A 13,309-nucleotide genomic window follows, 5' to 3' on the forward strand; every position below is an offset into this window, starting at 1 on the left:
CTGATATCTCTTAGCGGTACGGGTAGCCGGCCTTTTCCTGGTCGGCAGCGTACTTCTTGAAGATCTTTACGACCTTGCGCGCGCGCTCGGATTCGCCCGCGATCTCGTCCCAGAAGCTCTCGGCATCCTTGACGATCTGTGCCCACTCTTCCTTCGGAAGCTCGGTCTGCTCCAGCTTCTCGCCGTGGACGCGCAGCTGTGCCTCGCCGCCCCAGTACCAGACGTTGCGGTAGTAGTGCGACTGGTCAATCGTCGTGCGATAGAGCTGCTGCAGGTGCGGCGGCACCTTGTTCCAGCTCTCGGTGTTGACGAAGTAGGAGCCAAACCAGGCGCCGGTGACCGAGTTCGACAGCGCGTACTTGCACACGTCCGCCCAACCCACTTCATAGGTCTCGGTGAAGCCGCACCAGGCAACGCCGTCGAGGTCGCCCGTGCGCAGCGCGACTTCCACGTCGTCCCACGGAACCGTGACCGGCACCATGCCGTAGCGCGACAGGAAACGGCCGGCGGTCGGCACGCCGAAGACGCGCAGGCCGTTAAAGTCGGCGATGCTGCGGATCGGCTTGTTGGTGGTGAAGATGTGGAGTGGGTCCCAGGCGCCGGTCGACAGGTAGGTGACGTTCTCGACTTCGGCGTAAGCCTCCTCCCAGATCTTGTCGAGGCCGTAGTACATGAACATCGCCGCCACATCGAGGCTGTAGCGGGTCGCGAACGGGAAGTAGCCGCCGAAGACCGCGATGTCGACCGGCGAAGCCATCGTAGCCTCGTCCGACTGGATCGCGTCGAGCGTGCCATTCTGCAGGGCGCGGAACAGCTCGGCGGTCGGCACCAGCTGGTCGGCGTAGTAGAGCTCGATCTCCATCTCGCCGTTGGCGGCGGCGTTGAAGGCGTCGATCTGCGGCTTGATCACGTGCGCGCCGAGCGGGGCACCCGAATAGGTCTGCAGGCGCCACTTGATCGGAGCCTGCGCCTTGACAATGGCCGGCGCAGCGAGTGACGCCGGCGCAGCAAGGCCGGCGGCGGCCAGGAACTTGCGGCGGGTAGCGAGGATGCGCTCGGACGGCGATTCCTTCTTTATGTTGTCAGTCATTCCACTCTCCTTCGGTTTTTTGTTTTTCATCCACGCACGTAGCTTGGGAGCCAGGTTGCGATCTGCGGGAACAGCATGAGCAAAGCGATCGTCAGCATGATCATGATGACGAAGGGCCAGATCGAACGATAGATGTCGACCAGGGTGATCTCCTTCGGCGCCAGTCCGCGCATCAGGAACAGATTGTAGCCGAAGGGCGGGCTGATGTAAGCGATCTGGCAGGTCATCGTGTAGAGGATGCCGAACCAGACCATCTGGTTGTCGATGCCGAGGTCGAGGCGCGCAACCAGCGGGATGTAGAGCGGCGCGACGATCACCAGCATGGCAGTGTCGTCAAGGAACATGCCCATCAGGATGAAGCTGAGCTGCATCAGGATGATGACCGCCCAGGGCGACAGTTCCCAGTTGTGAATGAAGACGTTCTCGATCGCGCGTACGGCGCCGATGCCGTCAAAGACCGACGAAAATGCCAGCGCACCGAGGATCACCCACATGAACAGAGCGGTGATCGACATCGTCTCGCGCGCGGTCTCGTTGATCAGCGCGAGCGACAGGCGGCCCTTCCACGCGGCTGCAAGCGTCGCCGAGAGTGCGCCTACCGCGGCACTCTCCAGCAGGCTGGTGTAGCCGGTGAGGAACAGGCCTATCATCAGCACGAAGATGACTACTGGGATGATGCCGGCCCGCAGGAGAATGAGCTTCTCGCTGAGCGGCATCGACAGTTCCTCGTCGCTCAACTTCGGCGTGAGGGACGGGTTCAGCTTGACGCGAATGAAGACGTAGATCGAAAAGATCACGGCCATCATCAGGCCAGGGAACACGCCGGCCAGCCAGAGGTCCGACACCGGCTGACGGGCAATCACGGCGAAGAGCACCATCACGACGGATGGCGGCAACAGGATGCCCAGGGTCGAGCCGCCCTGCACGACGCCAGTGATCAAAACCTTGTCATAGCCTCGGCGCAGCATTTCCGGCAGCGCGATCGCCGAACCGATCGCGAGGCCCGCGACGGAGAGGCCGTTGATCGCACTGATGATGACCATCAGCAGGATGGTGCCCAGCGCGAGGCCGCCCGGCAGCCGGCCGAACCAGACATGCATCATCTGGTAGAGTTCTTCGGCGATGCCGCTCTTGGAAAGCATGTGCCCCATGTAGACGAACAGCGGGAGCGTGAGCAGCGCGTGCCAGGAGAACAACTTGAACGCCGCATTGAACGGCAGTTCGGCAGAGGCATTTCCGTAAAGAGACAAGGCGCTCGCGGCAGCAACAGCGCCGATCATCGCGAAGACCCTCTGGCCCGTCAGCATGAGCACGACCATGCTGGCGAACATGAGGATGGCGATCAATTCGTAGCTCATGCCAGCACCTTGCCCCGCACCTTGGCGACGTCCTTGAAGAAGATTGAAATGCACTGAAGGATCATCAGCACGATGCACACCACCATGAGCACCTTGATCGGCACGACCGAAGGCGCCCAAAGGGACGGGAGCCGCTGGTTGGTCGCCCACGAATATTTCAGCGACGAGATCGCCCCCCACAGCATGACCGACAGATAGAAGATCACGATCCAGACCGTGAATGCGTCGATCAACGCCTTGGCCCGTTCGGACAAGTGCGCGTAGATCAGGTCGAGGCGCACATGGGTGTCGTCCTTCAGGGTCTTGGGGCCAGCCAGGAAGTACATGGCCGCCAGCGTGAACTGCGCCGTCTCAACCGTCCAGTTCTGGACCTTATCGAACGCCTTGTCCGAGATGACGTCGAACAGCAGGACGAAGATCATCACGTAGATGAGATACTTCGCGAACGCACCAATGAATTCGGCGAGCCCGTCCATGAACCGCACGTAGGATCTAATGGCCGAGGACATGCTCTGCCTTTCGGTTGGGATTGTTCGTCTTGTTTGGTGTCACGCCAGAGTTACCCCCGTAGATCTTATTAGCGCGGCCTCATCTGCCCCGATCAGGACGTCACAGACTAGAACATCGATTTCGTGTAGACGACAGATCCGATGTGCTGCCTGGCGGCCGAATTTGTCGTAATGCGCGACCACGATAATCTTCTGAGCATTGGCACACATTGCGCGCGCAATTGAAGCCTCGTTGAAATCGGCATCGAATACGCCTGCCGAGATATCCACAGCTGCGGCGCCAATGATCGCGTAGTCAAGGCGAAATCGGCTGATCTGCTCAATCGCGTCGGGACCGACAGACTCCCCGTTGTCGGGATCGAACTGCCCGCCGACCAGGTGAACCCTTGGCTTTCCGCTACCGCGGGCAAGCGCCTGCGCGTTGCGCACGGAATTGGTGACGGCTGTCAGATCCTGGATTTCGGCCAGCTGGTGCGCGCAAGCGAGCGTGGTAGAGCCAGTGTCGATGAAGAAACTGTCACCCGGCCGGATCACCTTGGCGAGCTTGCGGGCGATTTCTGCCTTGCCGGCTGCCGCCTCAGCCATACGCTCGTCAAACGAACCCTCGGCTGTGATGCGGATGCGCCGCGCACCGCCATGCACCTTCAGCAGCAACCCGTTCTCGGCAAGTGTTGCCAGATCGCGGCGGATAGTTTCGGGCGAGACCCTGAATTCCGCCGCGAGGCCATCCACGGTGACCTCGCCATCGCGCTCAACGAGCGCAACTATGCTGGCCTGGCGGCTTTTCGGCTTCACACACCGTTCCCCATTTTTGCTGGCTCTTGCCGACCAGCTCGCCACAATTTTGGCCACATCTATGACCGTGTCAACACGATCAATGTGGTATTTGGACAAAGTCGGGCAATTCGTATGGGTTGGGTTGACTGAATGCGCAATTGTGCTCAGACTTGAGCCTATCAGCAATTCAGAATGTCCATGCCGAACGACGATCTCCCTGCTTCCGAACGCTTTGACGTCGCCATCATTGGCGCGGGCGTCGTCGGCTGCGCACTCGCGCGCCGCTTTGCTTTGGCTGGTGCAAAAGTCGCCGTGATCGAAAAGGCGGTCGACATTCTCGACGGCGCTTCGAAGGGCAATTCTGCGATCCTGCATACCGGCTTCGACGCGCCGGTCGGCTCGCTTGAGCAGGCTTGCGTCGCAGCGGGCTATCAGGAGTATCTTGAGATTCACGGCCGCCTTGGGCTGCCGCTGATCAAGTCCGGAGCGCTGGTCATTGCCTGGAGCGAGGAGGAGGAAGCGCTGCTTCCCTCGCTGATGGAACAGGCACACCAAAACGGCGTCACCGACGTCGAACCGCTTGGCGAAAGGGCGATGCGGCAGCTGGAGCCCGGCCTTGGCAAGGGTGCACGAGCCGCATTCCGTGTGCCACGCGAATATCTGATCGACCCATGGTCGGCGCCGTTCGCCTATCTGCTTCAGGCGGTCGAAAACGGTGCCAAAATCATCCGCGGTGCGGAAGTGACTGGCGGAGAGCGCGACAGCGATGGCTGGACGCTACAGACGACGCGCGGCAAGGTCGCGGCGCGGCTGGTGGTTAATGCCGCGGGCCTCTGGGGCGACCTCCTCGATGAGAAGCTGATCGGCGGCCGCGACTTCCACATGAAACCACGCAAGGGCCAGTTCGTCGTCTACGACAAGCCGGCCTCGAAGCTCGCCTCGCACATCCTGCTGCCGGTGCCAAACAAGATCACGAAGGGTGTCGTCGTCTGCCGCACCGCCTTCGGCAACCTGCTGGTCGGCCCCACCGCCGAGGATCAGGACGATCGCGAGCACGCGGTGCTGGTCCCCGAAACACTCGAGGCGCTGAAGAAGCGGGGCGAGGAAATCCTTCCCGCTCTGAAAGACCACCAGGTGACTGCAATCTATGCCGGCCTGCGCCCGGCAACGGAGTTCAAGGACTACTGCATCAAGGCACATGACCGCAGCTACATCACCGTCGGCGGCATCCGCTCGACGGGCCTGTCGGCCGCGCTCGGCATCGCCCAGCATGTGCTGAAGCTCGCGGAACTGCAGTTCAACCCACGGGTCGATCCGGTCTGGCCGACGGTCTCCAACATCAGCGAATATTTTCCGCGCGACTGGCAGAGCGAGGGCCACGGCGGCATCGTCTGCCACTGCGAGATGGCAACGAAGCGCGAGATCCTCGCTGCGCTCGACGGCCCCCTGCCCGCGCGTAGTCTTGCCGGCCTCAAGCGCCGCACGCGCGTCACCATGGGCCGCTGCCAGGGCTTCTTCTGCTCGGCGGAACTCGCCCGCCTCACCGACGGGCATTTTGACCGGCCGATGGCGGAGAAGGCACAATGACGCTGCCGCAGGAATCCGACATTCTTGTCATCGGCGCCGGCCCTGCAGGTCTTGCAGCCGCGACAATCCTGGCAAAGACCGCACGCGTGCTCGTCATTGATCGCGAGGCAACTGCCGGCGGCATTCCGCGTCACTGCGGCCACTATCCGTTCGGCATGCGCGAATTCCACCGGCTGATGAAGGGACCGGACTATGCCCGCGCGCTCGTCGAACGTGCGAAGCAGGCAGGCGTCACCATCGCCACCCGCGTCAATGTCGTGCGGCTCGAGCCCGGCCCGCGCGTGACGGTTACCTCCGACGCCGGCCTCTCCGAGATCCGCGCGAAAATCGTGCTGATCGCAACGGGCGTGCGGGAAAGCTCGCGTGCCCAACGCCTGATCGGCGGTGAAAAGCCCGGTGGCATCATCCCAACAGGTGCGCTGCAGGGCCTCGTTTATCTCGAAGGAAGGCGTCCGTTCCGCCGCCCTGTCATCCTCGGTACCGAGCTCGTGTCGTTCTCGGCGATCATGACATGCCTGCACGCGGGCATCCGTCCGGTGGCGATGATCGAGCCGAATGCGGAAGCAACTGCCCGCTGGCCGGGCGCACTCTACCCGCGCCTCAAGGGGATTCCGCTGCATCTGTCGACGTCGATCCGTGCCATCGAGGGCCGCGAGCGCGTGGAACGCGTCATCGTTGACGGTCCTACGGGGATGCAGGCGATCGAGACCGACGGCGTCATCGTTACCGGCAAGTTCCGTCCGGAAGCTACCCTGTTCGACGGCGGCCACCTGGAGAAGGATCCCAAAACCGGTGGCCCGGTGGTCGACAATTTCGGCCGCTGCTCCGACCCGGCCTATTTCGCCGCTGGCAACCTGCTGCGCCCGGTCGAGACCGCCGGCTGGAGCTGGTCGGAAGGCGTTGCCGTCGCGCAATCCATCAAGGCTGCACTTACCGGCAAGCTGCCCGCCCCGACAAGCCAATCGGTCACTCTGAAGGGCGACGCTCTTTCCTGGGTCGTCCCGCAGCGGATCAGCGCACCGTCGGACGGCGCTCACGAGCGCTTTCAGCTGCGCGTGAACCGGAAGGTTAAGGGCCGCCTCTCTGCCCGCGTGGGCGGCGTCGAGTATGCCTCACTCAGCATCGACACCCGCCCCGAACGCCGCATCACCCTGCCGCTTCCACCGACGGCCCAACCGGTGGAGATCGTGCTGGAGGCGAAATAGAGGCTTCAAGAGCGCCTCCGGGCTTACCACTGTCAATGCCCCCGGCGCGGCGTCTCGCGCACGGCAAATTCGATCTGGGTGTCGCTCTTAAAAGCCGGTCACGCGATCCTTGCGCTACGTTCGCGTTCGCGGACCTGTGAGCAGAGGCAGGACCTGCGCTTTCTGGGCAAGCTCCTGAATCACAACCGCCACAATGATGACCAACGGAAACTGCCCTATCCAGATCAATGGAAAATAGGGAGCGTCCGGTGAGAAGCCTATTACCCCCGCGGCCGCGGCAACCACGGTAACGGTCAGCATGTGGCTGCAGAAGACCATGAAGATGTAGGGCTCCACCCGGCGTAAACCGGCGGAAAGCGCGCCTCCCCAGCCTTCGATGTCAACGGCGATCCGCCACATCAGCACGGATATGCAAATCCGGTTCAGCCAATCCACCAGTTCGCCCTCCATCCACCCGTGAGCGGCCACGTCGAGGATGAGCAGGTTCACCACGAGGGAGATTGGGGGCACCAGGTGCGTCTTTCCAGAAAGCCCGATCACAACCCCTACCGCGAAGAATGCAAGGATCTGCGGTCTGAGCGTCAGAACGCCACCACTGAGCGCCTCGACGAGCACCATGATGAGAAGCAGTGCGCCACCAGCAACCCTGTTCCTGCGGTAGAGAAGGATGCTCGCAACGCCGATGATCGCGCACATGAACACGTCTCGAAGAAATGCGAGAGGCTCGTTGACCGGCGCGGACGTGACCGACAACAAACCGTTGATCCACTCGGCGGGGCTATGCGGCACCCTGGTCTCGTCCCCTGTGGCAATCGCATGCCCCTCATAGACGCCCAATAGCAGTGCTGACCACACCGCCATCGGATAAAGCAGGGAAAATGCCTTATTCAGGAGGAGCTTGAGGGGCGGTCGCCGAGCAATCGTCGTGGTGAGCAGGACGCCGGAAATGAGGGACAGAAGCGGGACAGACCCGCGCCCCAGGTACTCAGCGACGAAAATGTAAACCCAGTGAAACCAGGTATCTGCCGCCTCGATCTTCGTGGCGCCAGGCCAGATATGCACGGAGATCATCGAGAGGATGCAGAGGACACGGGCAATGCGGATCGCGTCCGAAGTCGCGTGGTTGAGGCCGCTGCCCGGCACGGCCTGCCGGCTCTCCGATACCGAGGAATGCCGGGAACGGATCAACGTTCCGGCTGCTTCTGCTCCGGCAGGCCCCTCATTGAACCGCTGCATGGCAGAGCGTGGCTCCTCAGCACACCCGTCGATAACTATCAAGCATAGCAGTTGCGTGACAGGGGCAGCAGATGACCTGCAGTATACCTTTTTGATGATGTGCCGCCCTCTCGGCTGACCAGAAGTGGACCCCGCCCCCCTTCAACTGGCTCTGTATGCGGCCGCGTGCAGCTGTGTCATCAATTCCCTCTCATCTGGGAGTGATGGAATGAGTGCGGAAATCAGGGAGCGGCTACGCCGCCTCATCTCGGAAATGTTGGTGGCGCGCGGGCATCCTGGCGTCATCGATGACCGGGAGTCCTTATTCACCAATGGCCACCTGGACTCACTTGCCGGCACAGAAATGATGATGCTGCTGGAATCTGAGTTCAACGTCGACTTCTCCGATCCGGATTTTGAAATCGATGCGCTGGATACCATCGACGGCATCGTTACCGTCGCCGAGCGAGCAGCTGCTGCACGCGTCTGATCGGGCCCAGAACGTGGGGGATCCGGCGATGCAGATTGCCCGAAGTCCCTACCTGCTACACCATTTGCTGGAACAGAGCCCCGCTCGACCCGAGGATCTCGCGATCGTTGATCGCGATCGCCAAGTTACCTACGGCGAGTTCGCAGGCTTGGCTGCCGCCTGCGCAGCAACATTGGTGTCGCAAGGGCTTCGCGAGGGCGATCGCGTCGGGATCTTCCTGCCGAAGTCGATCGAAGAATGCATGGCGATCTTCGCCATCAGCATCGCCGGCGGCGTGTTCGTGCCGATCAACGTTAATCTGCGCCCGCTACAGGTCCGGCATATCCTCGAGGATTGCGGCGCACGTTTCCTGATCACCAACCCCCAGGGTCGTGAGATCGCCGAAGACATACCGGGCCTCGCGATCATAGATGCTGCAAACGCGGCGCAGTTCTCCTCGCAAGAGCCACAAAAACCGTGCGGCCGCATCGGTGAGGATCTCGCCGCTCTGCTTTACACCTCCGGCTCAACCGGGACGCCGAAGGGCGTCATGCTCAGCCATCGCAATCTTGTGGCCGGGACACGAATTGTGCGCACCTATCTCGGCATCAATTCGAGTGACCGCATCCTGTCAGTCCTGCCTTTTAGCTTTGACTATGGGTTGAACCAGCTACTCACCGCGATCGAGCAGGGCGCCACGCTGTACCTTTGTCAGTTTCAGTTCGGCGATGAGATCGTCAAGGCTCTGGAGGAGTACCGTATAACCGGCCTTGCGGGCGTGCCGACCATCTGGGCGATCCTGACCCGCCTCGCACCGAGCCTGCGCAAGACACCACTGCCGCACCTGCGCTACATCACCAACTCGGGCGGTGCGGTGCCTACCGAGACGGTCAAGCGTTTGCGGGAGCTGTTGCCGTCGACGCGCATCTTCCTCATGTACGGGCTCACAGAGGCCTTCCGCTCGACTTATTTGCCCCCTGAAGAGCTGGATCGCAGGCCCAATTCAATCGGACGCGCCATTCCGGAAACGCAAATCTTCGCCCTTCGCGACGATGGCCAGCGGGCAAAGCCGGGCGAGCCCGGGATCCTGGTGCATCGTGGTCCGACCGTCTCGCTCGGCTACTGGAAGCGTCCGGACGCTACGGCCGAGGTCTTTCGCCCCAATCCGCTGGTTCCCCCGAACGCAGGGGGTGACACCGTATGTTATTCCGGCGACCTCGTCGTCGAGGATGAGGAAGGCTTCTTCTACTTCGTCGGCAGACGCGACGCGATGATCAAGTCGTCAGGATACCGCATCAGCTCCACGGAAGTGGAAGAGGCACTCATGGCAACCGGTGCCTTCCGCCAGGTTGCGGTGATCGGAAAACCTGACCCTCTGGCGGGGCAAGTAGTGCATGCAGTCGCAGTGCCGATGCGCGACGAGACGAACATTCCCGAGGTACTTTCGGCGGCCGCGCAAAGCCTCGCTCCCTACATGATGCCGCGCGCGATCGAGCTGGTACAAGCCTTGCCAATAACGCCGAACGGGAAGGTCGACTACCTGACTTTAACCAGGGAGAGATCGGGTGGCTGAACCGTCCCGGGCGCTTGCTTGCGATCTGATCTCGGAAAACTTCTCGATCGTCTCAGAAACATTGCACATTGGCGGCCTGAGCGTGCCGGACTTGGCTCGCCGCTTCGGGACCCCCCTGTTCATCTACGATCTGAGCATCGCGCGCTCGAAGCTTGCCCAGCTCCGATCTGCACTACAGGGCTTTGCCGACGTCTTCTACTCCGTGAAAGCAAATCCGAACCAGGAGGTCATCCGATTCTTTGTCAATGAAGGTGCGGGGCTGGAGATCGCGTCGGGTGCTGAGTACTTGCGCGCCCGCGCAGCAGGCTGCCCTCCCGGCCGCATCTTCTTTGCAGGACCTGGAAAAACCGACGAGGAACTTCGGCTCGTTCTTCGCGAGGGGATAGGCGAGATCCACCTAGAAAGCTTCGAGGAGATCGACCGGCTGGATGTTCTCGCTCGAGCGGAAGGAGTGCGGCCGCACGTCGGACTGCGGATCAATCCTGAAATGTCCGCCCAGGGCGGGGCGATGCGGATGGGCGGGCGGGCAGCGCCCTTCGGCTTTGATGAGGAACTCCTCCCTGAAGTCGTCGCCGAGATTGAGAAGCGGCCGTCACTGCACCTCCAGGGCGTTCACCTCTACTCCGGCACCCAGATCCTTGACGCGGACACGCTCGCCCGGCAATGGCGCCATGGGCTCCACGTCGCACGAAAGATGGCAGGACTTCTCGGGCGGCCGCTAACCACGCTTGATCTGGGTGGCGGGCTTGGCATTCCCTATTTCGCTGGTGACCGCTCGCTTTGCCTTGAGTCTCTGCAAGGCCATGTAGCGGAGCTGCGTGCCGAGTTGGCGGCCACTGAGGAATTACAAGGAACGTCTATTGTCATTGAGCCCGGCAGGTACCTGATCGGCCCCGCCGGCATCTATGTTTGCGGCGTGCAGTCCTGGAAGGTTTCGCGCGGCAGCACCTTCGTCGTGACTGACGGCGGCATGCACCATCATCTGGCGGCGAGCGGAAATCTCGGGCAATTCGTAAAGCGCGACTATCCGGTTGTTCCGGCGACCAATCTCGCCGCGAACGAGCTCGTCCAGTGCAGCGTCGTCGGGCCATTGTGCACGCCTCTCGATACGATCGGGCGCGACGTGGCCCTGCCCCGCATGGCGCGCGGCGATCTTGTCGTCGTGCTGCAGTCGGGAGCTTATGCCCTGTCGGCCAGCCCGAACGGCTTCCTAAGTCATCCGGCGCCGGCTGAGGTAATCGTCGAGGGCGGCGCCGCGCGAGAGGTTCGCCCGCGAGGCTCCTTTAGCGCACCACTGAGCCAGCTTCCGCTTGCATAGGTGTCGGCTCGCTTTGCTAAGCAACGAACCCACAATGGAGCCACGCAATCCTCCGGAATGGGTAGGTACAGTCAATTGCGGGCGCGAGCGCGCGCTGTAAGAAATACGGTAGAAAGCAGATGTTGCGGACCGTGCCATGCACCAGCAAATCGAGAAGATCCCGAGCTCTGCCCGGAGCGCGAGCCGCGTCAGCTTCCGCGAAATCACCTTCAACGACCTCGAGGCGATCCTCGAATTGCTGTGCGAGGGATTCCCTCGGCGCACGTCTCAGTACTGGCAAGAGGCGCTCGCCAGCCTGACGGAACGCCCGCTGGTCGCGGGCTTCCCGCGCTACGGGTATCTGCTGGAGGCTGAGGGCCAACCACAGGGGGTGCTGTTGCTGCTGACAGCGGTCGTCGACTCGACCGTTCGCAGCAATTTGTCCAGCTGGTACGTGCGCCAGCCCTATCGCGGTTTCGCGACGCAGCTCGTTCAACTGGCCACGCGTACTCGCGGCGCCACATATCTCGACCTGACGCCCGCGCCAAAGGTCCTGCCTATAGTCAAAGCGCTCGGCTTCAAGCCATACTCGAACGGAACGCTCCTCTTCACGCCACGTCTTCTTCTGTCGGGGAACGCCGGGGCGCGGATAGTCGGTCCCTGCAACGAGGATGATTGTGACGGCTTAATCCTGGAAGACCGCGAGGGCCGAATGCAGGCCTTGTACCGGATCAAGACGCTGAAAAGACTCGTTCCCGCGGCGCGATTTGTTTTTGGTGATCCAAAGAGGCTATGCGCCGCCGGTGGTGTGGTCGCACGGTCGTTGCTCAAGCGCGGCATACCCCTTGCGATGGTCGATGCGCCGCTCGGTTTCGAGCCGCCCCCCGGCATCGTCCTGATGCCGGAGAGAGAAATCCGCTACAGCAAGCATGGCGAGCCGCCTGCAGTCGGCGATCTCCGCGAGAGCGAAATCGCGCTGTTCGGTCCGTGACCCTAGAGGCGCTTCTTGATCTCAGCCTTGATGCGGCGCTTGAGGCGCACGAACAGCGGCTCCGGGTCAAACAGCGCGTGCATGCGCACTGGAGACATATCGCGGCGCAGTGAGGTTCTGCCGGCTGGCCAGTCACCATCGCGGGCAACGCCACCATCACTGCTGTAGAGGCGCTTGAAACCCGCACGGCGCGCCTCTGCCAGAACCTTGCGATTGTATCCGCCAAAGGGCAGGCCCGCAGCGTCAATCGTCTGGCCGGTCACGTCCTGCAGCCGCTTCCTCGGCGTGTGGATCTCATCCACGAGTTCCCCCACGTCGAGCGTCTTCCAGTCACGGTGCGCATTCCCATGCGACCCGATCGTGTGACCCATGTCGATAAGGTCGCGTAGGGCGATCTGATCAAGCGATCCCTTCTGTCCAATGCGGCCCGTGAGGACGAAAATCTGCGCGGAAAAACCCATCCTTGCCAGGAACGGTCCGGCAATTGTCGCATCGGAAAGATTGCTGTCGTCGATGGTGAACTCGCACTTGATCTTCTCGCGCATTGATGCGGCGAAGCGGACGATATCCTGAAATTGATCCACCGAAAGCCAATAAGGCTCTTCTCCAGGCTCAAGCACCCGTTGCGGGCTACCGATACCGTGTAGGTTCAAGATGATCTGGGCTTCCTGCATCGCAACGCCCCGGTACGCCTAGCAACAATAGCTACCCTCCGGTCCGCGGCATCGCAATTCCACCAAAAGTTTAGAGCCCTTTGAACCGCGCCGGGATTGCCGGAGGCTCCCCCTCTTGAGATTAAGGAGCCATCATGACGAAACGGAACGGCAATACCTATTCACCTGAAGTGCGCGAGCGCGCGGTTCGAATGGTTCTGGAGCACCGGGGCGAGTATGCTTCGGAATGGGAAGCTATCAATTCGATCGCTTCGAAGATCGGCTGCACCGGGGAGACGCTTCGCGGTTGGGTGCGGCGTGCTGAGCGGGATGCAGGCATACGGCCTGGGCCGACGAGCGCGGAGCTGTCGCGGATCAAGGAGCTTGAACGGGAGGTTCGCGAGCTTCGTCAGGCCAATGAGATCCTGCGCAAGGCGTCGGCTTATTTTGCGATGGCGGAGCTCGACCGCCCACTGAAGCGATGATCGCCTTTATCGACGCTCACCGCGATGCGTACGGGGTCGAGCCGATCTGCCGTGTGCTGCCGATCGCCCCGTCGACCTGGCACGAGCATGCCGCCCGGCG

The 13,309-nt window shown here is 61.9% G+C and carries 12 protein-coding genes, 1 pseudogene and 1 other annotated feature; of the genes and pseudogenes, 7 read left to right on the forward strand and 6 right to left on the reverse strand.

Annotated features, from left to right (window positions below):
- Nucleotides 1–10 precede the first annotated feature (10 nt).
- Genes dctP through L630_RS0119370 form a run of 4 tightly spaced genes read right to left on the reverse strand, consistent with a single transcriptional unit; the run spans nt 11 to nt 3,851 of the window.
- Nucleotides 11–1,090, reverse strand: a complete 1,080-nt coding sequence (gene dctP, locus L630_RS0119355; protein ID WP_024849849.1) for a TRAP transporter substrate-binding protein DctP — start codon at nt 1,088–1,090, stop codon at nt 11–13.
- 26 nt (nt 1,091–1,116) lie between these two features.
- A complete protein-coding gene (locus L630_RS0119360) occupies nt 1,117–2,448 on the reverse strand; it encodes a TRAP transporter large permease subunit (RefSeq protein WP_024849850.1) in 1,332 nt (443 codons plus the stop codon).
- The gene (locus L630_RS0119365; protein WP_024849851.1) at nt 2,445–2,957 is read right to left on the reverse strand and encodes a TRAP transporter small permease subunit; all 513 of its coding nucleotides are present in this window, start codon (nt 2,955–2,957) and stop codon (nt 2,445–2,447) included. The genes L630_RS0119360 and L630_RS0119365 overlap by 4 nt, the downstream gene beginning before the upstream one ends.
- Nucleotides 2,958–2,996: 39 nt before the next feature.
- Entirely contained in the window at nt 2,997–3,851 is an 855-nt protein-coding gene (locus tag L630_RS0119370; RefSeq protein ID WP_245263810.1) for a DeoR/GlpR family DNA-binding transcription regulator, read from the reverse strand.
- 75 nt (nt 3,852–3,926) lie between these two features.
- On the opposite strand from L630_RS0119370, the gene L630_RS0119375 reads away from it, so the two are divergent.
- Nucleotides 3,927–5,321, forward strand: a complete 1,395-nt coding sequence (locus tag L630_RS0119375) for an NAD(P)/FAD-dependent oxidoreductase (RefSeq protein ID WP_084466234.1) — start codon at nt 3,927–3,929, stop codon at nt 5,319–5,321.
- On the forward strand, nt 5,318–6,526 hold the full coding sequence (locus L630_RS0119380; protein ID WP_024849854.1) for an FAD-dependent oxidoreductase: 1,209 nt from the start codon (nt 5,318–5,320) through the stop codon (nt 6,524–6,526). Before L630_RS0119375 ends, L630_RS0119380 begins: the two co-directional genes overlap by 4 nt.
- 114 nt (nt 6,527–6,640) lie before the next feature.
- Here the strand turns inward: L630_RS0119380 and L630_RS0119385 are convergent, their stop codons facing one another.
- On the reverse strand, nt 6,641–7,762 hold the full coding sequence (locus L630_RS0119385; RefSeq protein ID WP_024849855.1) for an acyltransferase: 1,122 nt from the start codon (nt 7,760–7,762) through the stop codon (nt 6,641–6,643).
- Between the two features lie 208 nt (nt 7,763–7,970).
- On the opposite strand from L630_RS0119385, the gene L630_RS0119390 reads away from it, so the two are divergent.
- The 4 genes from L630_RS0119390 (at nt 7,971) to L630_RS0119405 (ending at nt 12,071) form a co-directional block, all read left to right on the forward strand.
- A complete protein-coding gene (locus L630_RS0119390; protein WP_034330977.1) occupies nt 7,971–8,231 on the forward strand; it encodes a phosphopantetheine-binding protein in 261 nt (86 codons plus the stop codon).
- 28 nt (nt 8,232–8,259) lie between these two features.
- Entirely contained in the window at nt 8,260–9,783 is a 1,524-nt protein-coding gene (locus L630_RS0119395; protein WP_034330978.1) for an AMP-binding protein, read from the forward strand.
- A complete protein-coding gene (locus tag L630_RS0119400) occupies nt 9,776–11,101 on the forward strand; it encodes a type III PLP-dependent enzyme (protein ID WP_024849858.1) in 1,326 nt (441 codons plus the stop codon). Before L630_RS0119395 ends, L630_RS0119400 begins: the two co-directional genes overlap by 8 nt.
- Nucleotides 11,102–11,237: 136 nt before the next feature.
- Nucleotides 11,238–12,071, forward strand: coding sequence for a hypothetical protein (locus L630_RS0119405; RefSeq protein WP_024849859.1), 834 nt, complete (start codon nt 11,238–11,240; stop codon nt 12,069–12,071).
- A gap of 2 nt (nt 12,072–12,073) precedes the next feature.
- On the opposite strand, the gene L630_RS0119410 is transcribed toward L630_RS0119405, so the two are convergent.
- Nucleotides 12,074–12,655, reverse strand: coding sequence for a polysaccharide deacetylase family protein (locus L630_RS0119410; RefSeq protein ID WP_051473381.1), 582 nt, complete (start codon nt 12,653–12,655; stop codon nt 12,074–12,076).
- Nucleotides 12,656–12,879: 224 nt separating this feature from the next.
- Between L630_RS0119410 and L630_RS0119415 the strand changes: the two are divergent.
- Nucleotides 12,880–13,309 (forward strand): annotated as a pseudogene (locus L630_RS0119415) (transposase); the annotation flags it as partial.
- Nucleotides 13,164–13,280 (forward strand) — a sequence feature (AL1L pseudoknot). Its footprint overlaps the pseudogene before it by 117 nt.

The organism is Aminobacter sp. J41, from assembly GCF_000526635.1.
Taxonomy (GTDB): Bacteria; Pseudomonadota; Alphaproteobacteria; order Rhizobiales; family Rhizobiaceae; genus Aerobium.